Raw genomic sequence first — 14,115 nt, forward strand, 5'->3', positions numbered from 1 at the left:
ATCAGCTCCAGCCCGCGCGGGTTTTACGGCTGGAGTACAGCACCAGCAACACCAGAAACGAAAACACCAGCATCGCGCCCGCCAGCCAGTGAGCCTGGGCGTATTCCATCGCTTCGACGTGGTCGTAGATTTGCACGGAGACCACGCGGGTCTTGTCGGGAATATTGCCGCCGATCATCAGCACGACGCCGAACTCACCGACGGTATGCGCGAAGCCGAGGATCGCCGCAGTGACAAAACCGGGACGGGCCAGCGGCAGGATCACGCTGAAAAACGTGTCCCACGGGTTGGCGCGCAACGTCGCGGCCACTTCCAGCGGACGGGTGCCGATCGCCGAGAACGCGTTTTGCAACGGTTGCACCACGAAAGGCATGGAATAGATCACCGAACCAATCACCAGTCCGGTGAAACTGAACGTCAGGGTGCCGAGCCCCAGCCATTGGGTGAACTGGCCGAGAAAGCCGTGTGGCCCCATCATCAGCAACAGATAGAAGCCGATGACGGTCGGCGGCAGCACAAGGGGCAGGGCGACAATCGCCCCGATCGGGCCGCGCAGCCACGAGCGGGTGCGCGACAGCCACAGGGCAATCGGAGTGCCGACAATCAACAGGATCACGGTGGTCAGGGACGCCAGTTTCAGGGTCAGCCAGATCGCCGCGAAATCAGCACTCGTCAGCGACATTTAGAGCTGGTAACCGTAAGACTTGATCACTGCAGCGGCTTTCGGGCCTTTGAGGTATTCAACCAGCGCCTTGGCAGCGGCGTTGTCCTTGCCTTTGTTGAGGATCACCGCGTCCTGTTTGATCGGGTCGTGCATGCTGGCCGGGACGATCCACGCCGAACCGCTGCTGACTTTGCCGTTCTTGTAGATCTGCGACAGCGCCACAAAGCCCAGTTCGGCGTTGCCGGTGGAGACAAACTGATAGGCCTGAGTGATGTTCTGGCCTTCAACGATTTTGGCTTTGGTGGCTTCGGTCAGCTTGAGCTTTTCCAATACCTGCGTGGCGGCCAAGCCGTATGGCGCGGCTTTAGGGTTGGCGATGGACAGGTGCTGGTATGCGTTCTTCTTCAGCACTTCACCCTGGGCATCGACGTAACCGTCCTTCGCCGACCACAGCGCCAGAGTGCCGATGGCGTAGGTGAAGCGCGAGCCTTTAACCGTGTCGCCTTCTTTTTCGAGCTTTTCCGGGGTGGTGTCGTCAGCCGAGAGGAACACCTCGAACGGTGCGCCATTCTTGATCTGGGTATAGAACTGGCCGGTGGCGCCATAGGCTGCGACCAGTTTGTGCCCGGTGTCTTTTTCGAAGTCGGCTGCGATGGCCTGGATCGGAGCGGTGAAGTTGGCTGCAACCGCTACCTGTACTTCGTCAGCCTGAACTGCGCCAATGGCGAAGACCGCCAGCAAGGATGCAAGGCAGGCAGGGGCAAAACGTGAGGCAAGAATGGTCATGAAACAGCTCCGTTATTGGCGGTGCAGAGGGCAGTTCTTATTGGAATGGACTGCGCCGATGCAGAGGTGAAATCGCTATATAGCGAAATATATAGCGAAATGCCGCCAAACGGGAAGCTCTGCTGGAAATCAGGGTAAAGACCTTTGCTTCCTCACCCTGTTCACCCGTCAACGACGAGTCAGCTTAGCCAACGCACCTTCGGCCAATTGCCGCGTCAGCTCGGCGCTACTGATGTCCTCGCCCAGTGTGAAGGCCTGACCGGCCCACAGGTTGGCGAACTGCGCGTCATCTTCCGCACGCAATGGCATCAATGCTCCACCGGCCAACGGAAATGCCGGTGCTTTCGGCGACATCGGCCCCAGTTCACGCATGACGCGGTTGAGAATGCCGCGAGCGGGACGTCCGGTGAAAAGGTTGGTGATCGCTGTTTCGCTTTCTTTGGCCGTGCGCAGGGCCTTGTGATGCGAGGCGCTGACTTTCGCTTCGGGGGTGAACAGATACGCGGTGCCGACCTGTACCGCCGAAGCGCCCAGCATGAACGCCGCCGCAACACCGCGGGCATCGGCAATCGCCCCGGCGGCAATCACCGGCACTTTCACTGCATCGACTACCTGCGGCACCAGGGCAAACGTGCCGACCTGGCTGCTCAAGTCATCACTGAGAAACATCCCGCGATGGCCTCCGGCCTCATAGCCCATGGCGATGATCGCGTCGCAACCGTTCTGCTCCAGCCAGACCGCTTCATCGACGGTGGTTGCAGAAGAGAGGATTTTTGCGCCGGTGGCCTTCACTCGATCAAGCAAGGATTTTTCCGGCAGGCCGAAGTGAAAACTCACCACCTCAGGCCGGAATTCCTCCAGCACTTCGCACGCCGCCGCATCGAACGGCGCCCGGTTGGACACGGGTGTTGGCGCATCGAAGTCGACGCCTAACTCGCGGTAGTACGGCTCCAGCAGATTCTTCCAGTCGCGCGCCCGCTGCTCATCGGCTGCGGGCGGCTGGTGACAGAAAAAATTCACGTTGAAAGGCTTGTCGGTGTGCTGACGAATCGTCTTCAGTTCTTCGCGCAACTGCGCGATGCTCAGCAACGCCGCCGGCATCGACCCGAGGCCGCCGGCGTTGCAAACGGCAATCACCATGGATGAGTTCGTGGCACCGGCCATCGGGCCCTGAATGACTGGCAGTTCAATGCCGAGCAAGTCGACGATGCGGGTATCTGGCCATGGGCTCATGGGAGCGGTTCTCCGAACGATAAAACGGGGCAGGGACGGTAGAGCCGGTTTTTTAACAGTAAAACCGGATAAAGGGCCACTCTGAAATACAGAACGTCACATTCAGATTTTCAGCGTTGACGGAATCTGCCTCCGCCAAATGAATGGTTCAGGAATTGCGAGCAGCTGTGAAAACCTCGGGTACGCTGATTGCAAAAGTTGTTGGCGGGGATTCGCCGATTGGCGGAAAGTCGAGTGTGGCAACCTGTTGCGATGTGCTATTTGAATGGCATGACTACCGCAAACCCTTCCATGAGAGGCCATCATGTTCAACGGTATTTTGATCAATAAAGACGACAACGGTTACCGCGCCAACCTGCAACAGATCAACGAAGAGCAGTTGCCCGAAGGCGATGTCACGGTCAACGTCGCCTACAGCACGTTGAATTTCAAGGACGGTCTGGCGATTACCGGCAGCAGCCCGGTGGTGCGCAAATTTCCGCTGGTGCCGGGGATTGATCTGGCGGGCACGGTCGAAGTCAGTTCCCATCCTGACTATAAAGTGGGCGACCAGGTGCTGCTCAATGGCTGGGGCGTCGGCGAAAGCCATTGGGGTGGCCTGGCGCAGAAGGCACGGCTCAATGGTGACTGGCTGATTCCACTGCCCAAGGCTTTTACGGCAGCACAGGCGATGGCCGTCGGTACCGCCGGATACACTGCAATGCTGTGCATTCTGGCGCTCGAACGTAATGGTGTGACCCCGGAGCAGGGCGAGGTACTCGTCACTGGCGCTAACGGCGGTGTCGGCAGTTTCGCTATCGCGCTGCTCAGCAAGCTAGGCTATCGAGTAGTGGCGTCCACCGGCCGGGTGTCCGAGCATGAATACCTGAAGCAGTTGGGCGCCAGCGAAATCATCGACCGCGCGACCCTCTCCGAGCCGGGCAAACCGCTGGCCAAGGAACGCTGGGCAGCGGTAATCGACTCGGTCGGCAGCCATACGTTGGCCAATGCCTGCGCCAGTACGCGTGAAGAAGGTACCGTCGCCGCGTGCGGTCTGGCGCAGGGCATGGATTTTCCAGCGTCGGTAGCGCCGTTCATTTTGCGTGGTGTCACCTTGGTGGGTATCAACAGCGTGACCCAACCCAAGGCGCGTCGCCTTGAGGCGTGGGATCGTCTGGCCAGGGATCTGGACTTCACTTTGCTGCCATTGATCAGTCATGAAATTGCCTTGAGCGAAGTCATTGAAGCCGCGCCAAAACTACTGGCCGGACAACTTCGCGGACGGGTTGTGGTTGACGTCAATCGCTGATTCAGTCGCTAAGGCTGCGTCTCGCGCTCAAGCAATTGCCGTTTGCGCTCCACCCCCCAGCGGTAGCCCGAGAGATTGCCATCGCTGCGCACCACGCGGTGGCAAGGGATCGCCACCGCCAGGCGGTTAGCCCCGCACGCTTGAGCCACGGCGCGCATGGAGGTCGGCGCGCCGATGCGCTGGGCGATCTCGGTGTAACTGGCGGTGCTGCCGAGCGGAATTTCCCGAAGCGCCTGCCAGACGCGTTCCTGAAAAGCCGTGCCGCGCACATCCAGCGGCAAATCCAGGCCAATGGCCGGTGTCTCGATGAAACCCACCACTTTGGCGATCAACTGTTCAAATCCAGAGTCGGCGCCAATCAGGTTCGCCTTGCGGAACTGGTCCTGGAGGTCACACACCAGTTGGTGAGGATCGTCGCCTAGCAGGATCGCGCAAACGCCGCGTTCGCTCTGTGCCACCAGAATCGCCCCGAGTGAACATTGTCCGACGGCGAATCGAATGTCGTTGTTCCGCCCGGCGGCGCGGTAGTCGCCGGGCTTCATTCCCAACAACTGATCGGCGGCTTCATAAAAACGGCTGTTGGAATTGAAACCCGCGTCATACAGCGCATCGGTCACAGAACCTCCGTCCGCCAGACGTTCACGGACTTTGCGCGAGCGGTGCGCACTGGCGTAACCCTTGGGCGTCAGTCCTGTCGCGGCTTTGAATACACGGTGGAAATGAAAGGGGCTTAACCCGGCTTTCTCAGCGAGTTCGTTGAGTGCCGGCAAGGTTTCGGCGGACTCGATCTGGCGGCAGGCTGTCGCCACCGTGGCGGCATGCTGAGCGCTCACGTCACTTTGATCCTTGCTCGCTCGTTTGCTGGGGCGATAACCGGCGGCTTCAGCCTGTTGGGCGGTGTCGAAGAACTCGACATTCTGTGGTTTCGGCAACCGCGCAAGACTGCTCGGGCGGCAGTAAATGCCAGTGGTTTTCACGGCATAGACAAATTGCCCGTCTGCCCTTGGATCCCGCGCTACCACGGCGGCCCAACGTGGATCGTCTTCAGCGTTGACGCGGGTTGAAAGCGTTTTCATGGTGGGTAATCCGTTGACCTGTTTGATTCAGGTTAACCAGCGTGGGTGGACGCGACACTCCGGGCCTTGCGGTCAAACTTTTGCAGCTTAGCCAGCAACGCGAAAAGTCAGATTGATCCGTTGTTCACCCAGTCGTGGATGCCGACCCTGCTTGATCGGCAAAACCCCATGAAAGCGCAAACGATCGACGCCGCCCCAGATCACCATATCGCCATGCAGCAAAGGAATTCGCTGGCTCTTGTCGCTTCGAGCGAATCCGCCGAACAGAAACATCGCCGGCAACCCTAGCGACAGCGAAACGATCGGCGCCGCGTAGGCGTTTTCGTCTTTGTCCTGATGCAATGACATCTTCGCGCCGGGGACATATCGGTTGATGAGGCAGGAATCTGCCTTGAAGTCGGAAAACCCCGATTCCAGCGCCGCCGCATGCGCCAGCTCAGCAAACACTGCTGGCATCGGCGGCCAGGGCAATCCGCTGAGCGGATCGACACGCGAGTAACGATAGCCGCTGCGATCGGTGATCCAGCCCAGCTCCCCACAACTGCTGGTGCCCACCGACATGCTGAAACCGCCCGGTGTGACCATGTGGCGAAGCGGGGCGGCGACAAGAATGGCATCCAGCGCCGGCAGCAATTGCTCGATAAGCGGCAGGGCCAATCCGCGAAGCACCCACGATTGTTCGCCGATCTGTTCGGCGCGTGATTGTTGTGCGGGTTCGTTGTCAGCGAACAAATCGAACGTGTGAGGCTGCATGGCGGTTATGTGGCGTCGTGAAAGATGATGCCTAGGGTATGCCTTTTTCCACTGTGCAGGCGACTGACACCATGACGCATGGTCACCCGATAGTCACCGCGCACGCCTTTGACCGGACGTTGGTTGACGGCAAAAATCACCGCGTCGCCTTTCTTCAAGTCCAGCACTTGCGGCCGGGACTGCATGCGCGGGCGTTGCTCGGTGAGCACAAACTCGCCACCGGTAAAGTCGTGCCCGGGCTCTGACAGAAGAATTGCCACTTGCAGCGGATAAACCCGTTCGCCATACAGGTCTTGATGCAGGCAGTTGTAGTCCTGTGGGCCGTACTGCAATAACAGTGGAGTAGGGCGTAACTGCCCGGCGCTATGACAGCTCTGCAGAAATGCTGCGTGGGTCGGCGGGAAGCGAGTGGGCAGGCCCATCCGTTCGTGCCAGCGGTTGGCGATTGGCACCAGGCGCGGATAGAGCGCAGTGCGCAGACGTTCTACGGTCGTGGGAAGTGGATAGCGGAAGTACTTGTATTCGCCGCGACCGAAACCGTGGCGGGCCATGATGACCTGCGAACGAAACGGTTCGGTCTGCGAATACAGGCCGCTCAAGCGATCACAGCTCTCGCCATGCAGCAGCGAACGGATGATCGCGCAGCCGTCCTGATCCAGTTGCTGTTCCAGGCTGGCCCAGTCGAGCGCATCCAGCCGGGAGGGAGACATCGACATGCTGACTCCTTGACTCAAGGTCGAGGCGGTCAGTCTAGGCAGGCCCCAGCGGCAGATCACTCCGCCGCTTGCGGTTGAATTCCTGCCGCAGTCTTACAGCGCTTTACTGACGGCGATCTCGCTGATCACGTCTTCGCTCTGGCCGTGGATCGCGTCCAGCGCAGCTTTGGCTTCTTCGGCGGTGCCGTTTTCCAGCTGCGCGAACTCGAAGCGGCGTTCACCGTTGAGTTTGTACTTGATGACGTATTTGGTCGTTTGGGCCACGGTCATGAATACCTGTCTGTGTGGGCGGGGCGGCTCAGCTGAGTTTGGAGCTGGAGCGGCGGATGATCTTGATCGAATGCGTCAGCGTCGGTTTGCGTGTAACGCTGATTGCCCGGGTGGTGACGGTGTCGATGGTGATGTTCCAGAAACCGGTGCTCGGCGCGGTGATACGCGCCGGGAACGTGTCGAAAGCGCCGCCGTGGTAAGAGTGACGACCGCCATTTTTGAAGCTGCGGAAGTTGGCGTCGCTCATCAAACGGATGTTGCAGGTTTGCGAGCACTGGATGACGACGATGTCGTCTTCGTTGAGGTGCTCGCGCTGGTGAATGAATTTCATGGGCGCCTCCAGAAGGGCTTTTTCTACTAAATCAAAACGATAGCTTGTAATTGCGCGCAGTTTATCAGCCCGCACGGGTTATTATCGGGCCGTCGGGCGTTGCTTTGACAATTTTGAACAGATATTCGCGATTGGATGCGGGTTAAATGCAGAAGGCCCCGGAGAAAAACGGCATTTTTGCTGTCGGACGGTCTTTAACGGAGGTTTTGTATGAAGTGGGGTGTGGTGTGTCTGCCGTTGGTTTTGGCTGTGGGTGGTTGTGCGAGCGTTTCCGAAATCAATGAAACGCTGCCGACTGTGAGCGTGATCTCCGGAAAGAAACCCCAGGAGTACGCGCAGTGCCTGACCGAAAAACTGGCTGACAGCCGCGGCGCGTTGCAGGTGCAACCCCACAAGGATGGGGTTCGCGTTATTGTTCCGGGCAAACTGTCCTCAGGCCCGGCCGCCGTATTCGATATCGAAGATCGCTCCGGCGGCAGCAGCATCAAGCTGCATGAGCGCATGTCCAATGTGCCTGTTCGCCCGCACGATGTGCGTAACGCTGCCAATGCGTGTATTTCCGGCTGATAGACTGTGGGTCATCAGCATCGATGCCGTCACAGTCATGCTGTGACGGCATTTTCATTTATGGAGTCGCGATGAAGCGAGAGCAAGTGCGGGAGCGCCATGTAGAGGGCCTAATCTCTGCCACCCATGTAATCCAGAACCCGGCGAATTCGGGCGAGTGGATCGTATTTTTCAAGAAAAGCGCCGGCCGCAGCTACTTTCTGGTGGACGAGAACGACGAAGTCGAGTCATTCAATCGACTCGACGATCTGATCGAAGTCGTACGCGGGCTCGGAATCAAATTCGCTGAAATTCACATGTAGCGTCTATTTGCAGACCACCACCACGCTGCGGTTCTTGTAGTTGCCGACATCGACGCCCAGTGTCTTGTCGCTTTCCTTAGGCGCTGGCGTACCGTCGGTGCCGATGATGCGATAGCCGGTGCCTGCGCAAGAGGCGTCTGCCTTCTCATAGCAGGTGGCCCAGGAGTTGGCTTCGCCGGAGCAGTCGATGGTCAGGCCCTGTTCGCCGTTGTTCAGGGTGGTAGGTTCGGAAGTGGCACAGCCGCTCAGTACCAGTACCGCAATCAGTGGCAAAAATCCTTTCATGTTCATAGTTGTCGTCTTCAGCGAGGGGGGGACTAGACGCTCTGACAGCGCCGGTGTGAAAAGGTTATAGCGATTGGCCACTTGTTTGCGACTGTTGTTTGGCCAGACACAAAAAAGCCCTGCACGATGGCAGGGCTCTGCTTGCGCCGCTGGAGATCAATCCTGATCTTTATCTTTGCCGCGACGCTTCGCCGACGCTGGGGTATCGGTGAACACCGATGCTACATCAGTCGCCAGCTGTTCGCTGTCGAATGGCCCGGCGACGTGTTCGCCATTGGTAGTAGTCAGAGTCCACTTGCCGTCTTTCTTGTCGATCACATACCCGTTGATGATTTTTACCGCGGCCATCTATCTGTCTCGTTCGCTGGTTCAAAGTCGCCATGATACCGGCAAATGCTCGCATTGGGGGGCGATGAGCGTATGGTGGTTCTGCTTGCCGGCATCTTTGAGCTACGCTGATCTGGTTGCGCAAATATGCCGATGGAACTATCAGCGAGAATATTTCTCTATGTTGGCATCGGTTAGCCAGTGCGGGGCATTGTAAGGTGCACGCCGCCTGATTAGACTGCGCCGAAACTCGTACACACAGCCCTTTCAAGGACTTATATGATCAAGAAATGCTTGTTCCCAGCAGCCGGTTACGGTACTCGCTTCCTGCCAGCGACTAAAGCCATGCCCAAAGAAATGCTGCCGGTGGTAAACAAGCCACTGATCCAGTACGGCGTTGAAGAAGCTCTGGACGCTGGCCTGACTGAAATCTCGATCGTTACCGGTCGTGGCAAGCGCGCTCTGGAAGACCACTTCGACATCAGCTACGAGCTGGAAAACCAGATCAAGGGCACCGACAAGGAGAAATACCTGGTTGGCATCCGCAAACTGCTGGACGAGTGCTCGTTCTCCTACACCCGTCAGACCGAAATGAAAGGTCTGGGCCACGCGATCCTGACCGGTCGCCCGCTGATCGGTGACGAACCGTTCGCCGTGGTGCTGGCGGACGACCTGTGTGTCAACCTCGAAGGCGACGGCGTACTGACCCAGATGGTCAAGCTGTACAAGCAATTCCGCTGCTCGATTGTGGCCATCCAGGAAGTCGATCCGCAGGAAACCAACAAGTACGGCGTTATCTCCGGCGAGATGATCCGCGACGACATCTACCGCGTTCACAGCATGGTCGAGAAGCCAAAGCCGGAAGATGCTCCGTCGAACCTGGCAATCATCGGTCGTTACATCCTGACCCCGGACATCTTCGACCTGATCGAGCAGACCGAGCCAGGCAAGGGCGGCGAAATCCAGATCACCGACGCCCTGATGAAACAAGCCCAGAACGGCTGCGTAATGGCCTACAAGTTCAAAGGCAAGCGTTTCGACTGCGGTGGCGCTGAAGGCTACATCGACGCGACCAACTTCTGCTTCGAAAACTTCTACAAGACTGGCAAGGCTTACTGATAGCGCTTGATCCGTCTGTACGAAAAAGCCACCTTCGGGTGGCTTTTTCATTTTCCGTCCTTATATGGATAGCAGTGCTTGCCCAATGGATGTCTACAGGTATGCTGATCCCCTGCCGAGGAGATAGAAATGGCCTACGATTTTGACCTTTATGTGATTGGTGCCGGTTCCGGCGGTGTGCGGGCTGCGCGTTTTGCTGCCGGGTTCGGTGCGAAAGTGGCGGTTGCCGAGAGCCGTTATCTGGGCGGGACCTGCGTCAACGTTGGCTGCGTGCCGAAAAAACTGTTGGTGTACGGCGCGCATTTTGCCGAAGACTTTGAGCAGTCCGCAGGCTTCGGCTGGAGCCTGGGTGAGGCGGATTTTGATTGGTCGACGTTGATCGCCAACAAGGATCGCGAGATCAATCGCCTTAACGGCATCTATCGCAATCTGCTGGTTAACAGTGGCGTGACCCTGCACGAGGCGCACGCCAAAATCGTCGGCCCGCATGAGGTTGAGGTGAATGGTGAGCGCTTCACGGCCAAAAATATTCTGATTGCTACCGGTGGCTGGCCGCAGATTCCGGAGATCCCGGGGCATGAGCACGCGATCAGCTCCAATCAGGCGTTCTTCCTTAAAGAGTTGCCCAAGCGTGTATTGGTTGTGGGCGGTGGTTACATCGCGGTCGAATTCGCGGGGATTTTCCATGGTCTCGGCGCGAACACCACATTGCTGTACCGCGGCGATCTGTTCCTGCGCGGTTTCGACGGTTCGGTACGCAAGCATTTGCAGGAAGAGTTGACCAAGCGTGGCATGGATCTGCAATTCAACGCCGACATTGCACGCATCGACAAGCAAGCCGACGGCAGCCTGAAAGCCACGCTCAAGGATGGCCGCGTGCTGGAGGCGGATTGCATCTTCTACGCCACAGGTCGCCGTCCGATGCTGGACAATCTGGGGCTGGAAAACACTGACGTGCAGCTCGATGACAAAGGCTTCATCAAGGTCGACGAGCAGTATCAGACCAGCGAGCCATCGATTCTGGCGTTGGGCGATGTGATCGGTCGTGTGCAGTTGACGCCGGTGGCGTTGGCTGAAGGTATGGCGGTAGCGCGGCGTCTGTTCAAGCCGGAGCAATACCGTCCGGTTGATTACAAGATGATCCCGACGGCGGTGTTCAGTCTGCCGAACATTGGCACTGTCGGCTTGACCGAGGAAGAGGCGCGCGATGCAGGTCACGATGTGGTGATCTTCGAGAGCCGCTTCCGGCCGATGAAGCTGACCCTGACCGAATGTCAGGAGAAAACGCTGATGAAGCTGGTGGTCGACGGCAAGACCGACAAAGTGCTCGGTTGTCACATGGTCGGCCCGGACGCGGGCGAAATCGTCCAAGGCCTGGCGATCGCGTTGAAAGCTGGCGCGACCAAGCGCGACTTCGACGACACGATCGGGGTACACCCGACCGCCGCCGAAGAGTTTGTCACCATGCGTACGCCGGTCGGCGCTTAAGCGTCCTTCGGTTTGGCCGAGTCTGGCGCTGCCGCAACGGTAGCCGCCAGACGCTGGCTCTCTTCCAGGCTCGCCCGAGCTTTGCTCAATGCCTTCTCGAGTGACTGATTAAGCTGCGTTTGCTCTTCGGCGTTCTGCTTGAGCGTCTGGGTTTCCAGTGATGCCACGCGCAAGCGTTCCTGGAGGAGGGTGCGCTCGCTGTCGACGCGGGTCGCTTGCTCCAGCAGTTGATCCTGGCGCTGGTTGCTGTGCTTGAGCTGATCCTGCATCAGGCTCAGTTCGCGCTGGGTGCCGCGGTTTTCGGTAAGCAGGCGTTCGTTGTCACGGTGCAGTTGAGTGATCTCGTCCTGACGTACCAGCGCACTCTGTTGCGCCTGGCGCAGTTCTGCCTGCAACTGCTGCACTTGCCCTTCGTGGCGACTCTGTTCCTGTTCGCGCTGTTCTTTGGTGGCGTTGCGGTAATGCTCCAGCGCGTCGCGGGCATGCAGATGCTTTTCTTCCAGTGAGCGAATCTGCTCGTCCTTGTCCTGCAAGCGCAACTCAAAATCGGCCAATGCCTGATTCAGGCCGGCGTTGCGGGTTTGTTCGGTCTGCAGCATTGAGCGGGTGTTGCCCAGCGCTTCGGATTCACGTTCCAGTGCGGCGCCTTGTATCTCGTGCTGTTGCTCCAGTTGTTCCAGTGTCTGGCGCAGCTGTTTCAGTTCGGATTCGAGTGTCTCTCGCTGTTCTTCAAACTGCTCGCGAGCCTGCTCGATAGGCTCTTGTGCCTGTTCTTTCAGTCTCTGTGCAAGGCGTGAAACCAGTGCGGTCAGCTCATCATCGATCGGCTCGGCCGACGCTTCGACGAGCGGGGCGCCGTCATCCAGCTCTTTCAAATAACGATGGATCGTGGTTTTCGAGCCGGTATTGCCCATTTCAATGCGTACTGCATCGATGCTCGGGTGTTCGCCGCGGGCCAGGATCGCTGTGCGCGCGATCTGAACCAGTGCTTTGGTAATGCCGCCACGGGCCATGTGAACTCCTACGGTTACGTACTGTGGTACATGCCACTAAAGTACGCAGTGTACCATCTGAGGAATAAAGGTAAATCTTTGAAATTAAAGAGGCGGGATATACTGGTATTACCCAGTGTCAGACGGCAAAATGCGTTTCTGCATCCTTGAATCAGTACGCTAGAGAAAACAGCCCATGAGCGACCTCGATCGCTACCTGCAAGCCGCCACCCGTGATAACACCCGCCGCAGTTATCGCGCGGCCATCGAGCATTTCGAAATCACCTGGGGTGGTTTCTTGCCGGCCACAGCAGAAAGTGTTGCGCGTTATCTGGTGGCGCATGCGGGCGTGCTGTCGATCAACACGTTGAAGTTGCGTTTATCTGCGCTGGCGCAATGGCACAACAGTCAGGGGTTTGCCGATCCGACAAAGGCGCCGATGGTGCGCAAGGTGTTCAAAGGCATTCGGGCGCTGCATCCGGCGCAGGAAAAACAGGCCGAGCCTTTGCAGTTGCAGGATCTGGAGCGCGTTGTCGATTGGCTGGAACAAGAGATTCAAACCGCCAGAGAACAACAGGATCGTCCGTTGTTGCTCAAGGCTTATCGCGACCGGGCGCTGATTCTTCTGGGCTTCTGGCGCGGCTTCCGCAGTGATGAGTTGTGCCGCTTGCAGATTGAGCATGTGCAAGCGCACGCAGGACGTGGCATTACGTTGTATCTGCCGCGCAGCAAAGGCGACCGGGAAAACCTTGGCCAGACCTACCAGACCCCGGCACTGTTGAAGCTGTGCCCGGTGCAGGCTTACATCGACTGGATCACCGAAGTGGCGCTCGTGCGCGGTCCGGTGTTCCGCGGTATCGATCGCTGGGGCAATTTGAACGAGGAGGGCTTGCATGCCAACAGCATCATCCCGTTATTGCGCCAGGCTCTGGAGCGTGCCGGGATTGCCGCCGAACGTTACACCAGCCACTCGTTGCGCCGCGGCTTCGCAACGTGGGCGCATCAAAGCGGCTGGGATCTCAAATCACTGATGAGTTACGTAGGCTGGAAGGATATGCAGTCAGCCATGCGCTATGTTGAAGCCAGCCCCTTTCAAGAGATGGCTCGGATTACGGATAAACCGGCTTCGTCGTAGATATCGTTTTCTTCTATTAATACAGTTTGCTAATAGCGAAAACAAATCAGCAGCATCAGGTTTGCCAATGAGCCATCCGTCGAGTGAGTGGGTAGGATTCACCCCATCAACTTCATAACCCCTGACCGAGAGTCATCAATGCCTATCATCAACAGCCAAGTAAAACCGTTCAAAGCTACCGCGTTCAAAAACGGCGACTTCGTTCAAGTCTCGGACGCTGACCTGAAAGGCAAGTGGTCGGTGGTGTTCTTCTATCCAGCTGACTTCACCTTCGTTTGCCCAACCGAACTGGAAGACCTGGCTGACAACTACGCTGCCTTCCAGAAGCTGGGCGTAGAGATCTACAGCGTTTCCACCGACACCCACTTCGCTCACGCTGCCTGGCACAACACTTCGCCAGCCATCGGCAAAATCGAATACACCATGATCGGCGACCCGACCCACGCCATCTCCCGCAATTTCGACGTACTGATCGAAGAAGCTGGCTTGGCTGACCGTGGCACCTTCGTGATCAACCCTGAAGGCCAGATCAAAATCGTTGAACTGAACGATGGCGGCGTTGGCCGTGACGCTTCCGAGCTGCTGCGCAAAATCAAGGCTGCTCAGTATGTTGCCGCTCACCCGGGCGAAGTTTGCCCAGCCAAGTGGAAAGAAGGTGAGGCCACTCTGGCTCCGTCCCTGGACCTGGTCGGCAAGATCTAAGTCTGTGACACGCAACTCAGGGCGGAACTCCGCACCTACTTAAGTAAGCTGCACCGCCCAATAGAAAAGCCCGGGCGAGAT

Annotated in this window: 18 protein-coding genes; 7 read left to right on the top strand and 11 right to left on the bottom strand. The window is 58.0% G+C overall.

Features of this window, described 5'->3' with window-relative positions; translation table 11 throughout:
* Position 1: 1 nt before the first annotated feature.
* From modB to ACIOVB_RS00285, 3 genes are all read right to left on the bottom strand, one after another.
* Positions 2-682, bottom strand: a complete 681-nt coding sequence (gene modB / locus ACIOVB_RS00275) for a molybdate ABC transporter permease subunit (protein WP_187679922.1) — start codon at positions 680-682, stop codon at positions 2-4.
* Positions 683-1,450, bottom strand: coding sequence for a molybdate ABC transporter substrate-binding protein (gene modA, locus ACIOVB_RS00280; protein WP_401263881.1), 768 nt, complete (start codon positions 1,448-1,450; stop codon positions 683-685). It abuts the gene before it with no gap.
* Between the two features lie 168 nt (positions 1,451-1,618).
* A complete protein-coding gene (locus ACIOVB_RS00285; protein ID WP_401263883.1) occupies positions 1,619-2,683 on the bottom strand; it encodes an NAD(P)H-dependent flavin oxidoreductase in 1,065 nt (354 codons plus the stop codon).
* Between the two features lie 304 nt (positions 2,684-2,987).
* Here ACIOVB_RS00285 and ACIOVB_RS00290 point away from each other — a divergent pair, with 304 nt between their 5' ends.
* The gene (locus tag ACIOVB_RS00290; protein WP_401263884.1) at positions 2,988-3,971 is read left to right on the top strand and encodes an MDR family oxidoreductase; all 984 of its coding nucleotides are present in this window, start codon (positions 2,988-2,990) and stop codon (positions 3,969-3,971) included.
* Between the two features lie 8 nt (positions 3,972-3,979).
* Here ACIOVB_RS00290 and ada read toward each other — a convergent pair whose 3' ends face one another.
* The 5 genes from ada to ACIOVB_RS00315 all read right to left on the bottom strand — a co-directional run bounded on the left by ada (position 3,980) and on the right by ACIOVB_RS00315 (position 7,117).
* Complete coding sequence (gene ada / locus ACIOVB_RS00295; RefSeq protein ID WP_187679918.1) at positions 3,980-5,047, bottom strand: bifunctional DNA-binding transcriptional regulator/O6-methylguanine-DNA methyltransferase Ada; 1,068 nt, start codon at positions 5,045-5,047, stop codon at positions 3,980-3,982.
* Positions 5,048-5,134: 87 nt separating this feature from the next.
* Positions 5,135-5,800, bottom strand: coding sequence for a DNA oxidative demethylase AlkB (gene alkB / locus ACIOVB_RS00300; protein WP_401263885.1), 666 nt, complete (start codon positions 5,798-5,800; stop codon positions 5,135-5,137).
* A 5-nt stretch (positions 5,801-5,805) separates the two neighbouring features.
* Positions 5,806-6,516: a 2OG-Fe(II) oxygenase gene (locus tag ACIOVB_RS00305; RefSeq protein ID WP_401263887.1), complete on the bottom strand. Its 711-nt coding sequence runs from the start codon at positions 6,514-6,516 to the stop codon at positions 5,806-5,808.
* Positions 6,517-6,609: 93 nt separating this feature from the next.
* A complete protein-coding gene (locus ACIOVB_RS00310; RefSeq protein ID WP_187679915.1) occupies positions 6,610-6,786 on the bottom strand; it encodes a hypothetical protein in 177 nt (58 codons plus the stop codon).
* A gap of 28 nt (positions 6,787-6,814) precedes the next feature.
* A complete protein-coding gene (locus tag ACIOVB_RS00315; protein WP_042559354.1) occupies positions 6,815-7,117 on the bottom strand; it encodes a DUF1883 domain-containing protein in 303 nt (100 codons plus the stop codon).
* Positions 7,118-7,327: 210 nt separating this feature from the next.
* Between ACIOVB_RS00315 and ACIOVB_RS00320 the strand changes: the two genes are divergently transcribed.
* Both ACIOVB_RS00320 and ACIOVB_RS00325 read left to right on the top strand, forming a co-directional pair.
* Positions 7,328-7,684 (top strand): hypothetical protein, encoded by a 357-nt coding sequence (locus ACIOVB_RS00320; protein WP_187679914.1) that lies wholly within the window; start codon positions 7,328-7,330, stop codon positions 7,682-7,684.
* 71 nt (positions 7,685-7,755) lie between these two features.
* Positions 7,756-7,986 carry a hypothetical protein gene (locus tag ACIOVB_RS00325; RefSeq protein ID WP_187679913.1) on the top strand — a complete coding sequence of 77 codons (231 nt, stop codon included), beginning with the start codon at positions 7,756-7,758 and terminating at the stop codon, positions 7,984-7,986.
* Positions 7,987-7,989: 3 nt separating this feature from the next.
* On the opposite strand, the gene ACIOVB_RS00330 is transcribed toward ACIOVB_RS00325, so the two are convergent.
* Both ACIOVB_RS00330 and ACIOVB_RS00335 read right to left on the bottom strand, forming a co-directional pair.
* Complete coding sequence (locus ACIOVB_RS00330; RefSeq protein ID WP_401263890.1) at positions 7,990-8,271, bottom strand: hypothetical protein; 282 nt, start codon at positions 8,269-8,271, stop codon at positions 7,990-7,992.
* A gap of 156 nt (positions 8,272-8,427) precedes the next feature.
* Entirely contained in the window at positions 8,428-8,619 is a 192-nt protein-coding gene (locus tag ACIOVB_RS00335; protein ID WP_401263892.1) for a hypothetical protein, read from the bottom strand.
* 258 nt (positions 8,620-8,877) lie between these two features.
* Here ACIOVB_RS00335 and galU point away from each other — a divergent pair, with 258 nt between their 5' ends.
* Both galU and gorA read left to right on the top strand, forming a co-directional pair.
* Entirely contained in the window at positions 8,878-9,717 is an 840-nt protein-coding gene (gene galU / locus ACIOVB_RS00340) for a UTP--glucose-1-phosphate uridylyltransferase GalU (protein WP_105345983.1), read from the top strand.
* Positions 9,718-9,846: 129 nt separating this feature from the next.
* The gene (gene gorA / locus ACIOVB_RS00345) at positions 9,847-11,205 is read left to right on the top strand and encodes a glutathione-disulfide reductase (RefSeq protein WP_401263893.1); all 1,359 of its coding nucleotides are present in this window, start codon (positions 9,847-9,849) and stop codon (positions 11,203-11,205) included.
* On the opposite strand, the gene ACIOVB_RS00350 is transcribed toward gorA, so the two are convergent.
* A complete protein-coding gene (locus ACIOVB_RS00350) occupies positions 11,202-12,218 on the bottom strand; it encodes a DNA-binding protein (RefSeq protein WP_401263895.1) in 1,017 nt (338 codons plus the stop codon). The genes gorA and ACIOVB_RS00350 overlap by 4 nt on opposite strands.
* A 175-nt stretch (positions 12,219-12,393) precedes the next feature.
* On the opposite strand from ACIOVB_RS00350, the gene ACIOVB_RS00355 reads away from it, so the two are divergent.
* Both ACIOVB_RS00355 and ahpC read left to right on the top strand, forming a co-directional pair.
* On the top strand, positions 12,394-13,332 hold the full coding sequence (locus tag ACIOVB_RS00355; RefSeq protein WP_401263897.1) for a site-specific integrase: 939 nt from the start codon (positions 12,394-12,396) through the stop codon (positions 13,330-13,332).
* Positions 13,333-13,470: 138 nt separating this feature from the next.
* Positions 13,471-14,034, top strand: coding sequence for an alkyl hydroperoxide reductase subunit C (ahpC, locus tag ACIOVB_RS00360; RefSeq protein WP_034154256.1), 564 nt, complete (start codon positions 13,471-13,473; stop codon positions 14,032-14,034).
* Positions 14,035-14,115: the final 81 nt, after the last annotated feature.

It is taken from the genome of Pseudomonas sp. NPDC087639, from assembly GCF_044743385.1.
In the GTDB taxonomy this organism is placed as follows: Bacteria; Pseudomonadota; Gammaproteobacteria; order Pseudomonadales; family Pseudomonadaceae; genus Aquipseudomonas.

What these genes read in the sequence shown, in the direction of transcription:
- modB (WP_187679922.1), bottom strand. Translation starts at nt 682, where the DNA reads ATGTCGCTGACGAGTGCTGATTTCGCGGCGATCTGGCTGACCCTGAAA.
- modA (WP_401263881.1), bottom strand. Translation starts at nt 1,450, where the DNA reads ATGACCATTCTTGCCTCACGTTTTGCCCCTGCCTGCCTTGCATCCTTG.
- ACIOVB_RS00285 (WP_401263883.1), bottom strand. Translation starts at nt 2,683, where the DNA reads ATGAGCCCATGGCCAGATACCCGCATCGTCGACTTGCTCGGCATTGAA.
- ACIOVB_RS00290 (WP_401263884.1), top strand. Translation starts at nt 2,988, where the DNA reads ATGTTCAACGGTATTTTGATCAATAAAGACGACAACGGTTACCGCGCC.
- ada (WP_187679918.1), bottom strand. Translation starts at nt 5,047, where the DNA reads ATGAAAACGCTTTCAACCCGCGTCAACGCTGAAGACGATCCACGTTGG.
- alkB (WP_401263885.1), bottom strand. Translation starts at nt 5,800, where the DNA reads ATGCAGCCTCACACGTTCGATTTGTTCGCTGACAACGAACCCGCACAA.
- ACIOVB_RS00305 (WP_401263887.1), bottom strand. Translation starts at nt 6,516, where the DNA reads ATGTCGATGTCTCCCTCCCGGCTGGATGCGCTCGACTGGGCCAGCCTG.
- ACIOVB_RS00310 (WP_187679915.1), bottom strand. Translation starts at nt 6,786, where the DNA reads ATGACCGTGGCCCAAACGACCAAATACGTCATCAAGTACAAACTCAAC.
- ACIOVB_RS00315 (WP_042559354.1), bottom strand. Translation starts at nt 7,117, where the DNA reads ATGAAATTCATTCACCAGCGCGAGCACCTCAACGAAGACGACATCGTC.
- ACIOVB_RS00320 (WP_187679914.1), top strand. Translation starts at nt 7,328, where the DNA reads ATGAAGTGGGGTGTGGTGTGTCTGCCGTTGGTTTTGGCTGTGGGTGGT.
- ACIOVB_RS00325 (WP_187679913.1), top strand. Translation starts at nt 7,756, where the DNA reads ATGAAGCGAGAGCAAGTGCGGGAGCGCCATGTAGAGGGCCTAATCTCT.
- ACIOVB_RS00330 (WP_401263890.1), bottom strand. Translation starts at nt 8,271, where the DNA reads ATGAAAGGATTTTTGCCACTGATTGCGGTACTGGTACTGAGCGGCTGT.
- ACIOVB_RS00335 (WP_401263892.1), bottom strand. Translation starts at nt 8,619, where the DNA reads ATGGCCGCGGTAAAAATCATCAACGGGTATGTGATCGACAAGAAAGAC.
- galU (WP_105345983.1), top strand. Translation starts at nt 8,878, where the DNA reads ATGATCAAGAAATGCTTGTTCCCAGCAGCCGGTTACGGTACTCGCTTC.
- gorA (WP_401263893.1), top strand. Translation starts at nt 9,847, where the DNA reads ATGGCCTACGATTTTGACCTTTATGTGATTGGTGCCGGTTCCGGCGGT.
- ACIOVB_RS00350 (WP_401263895.1), bottom strand. Translation starts at nt 12,218, where the DNA reads ATGGCCCGTGGCGGCATTACCAAAGCACTGGTTCAGATCGCGCGCACA.
- ACIOVB_RS00355 (WP_401263897.1), top strand. Translation starts at nt 12,394, where the DNA reads ATGAGCGACCTCGATCGCTACCTGCAAGCCGCCACCCGTGATAACACC.
- ahpC (WP_034154256.1), top strand. Translation starts at nt 13,471, where the DNA reads ATGCCTATCATCAACAGCCAAGTAAAACCGTTCAAAGCTACCGCGTTC.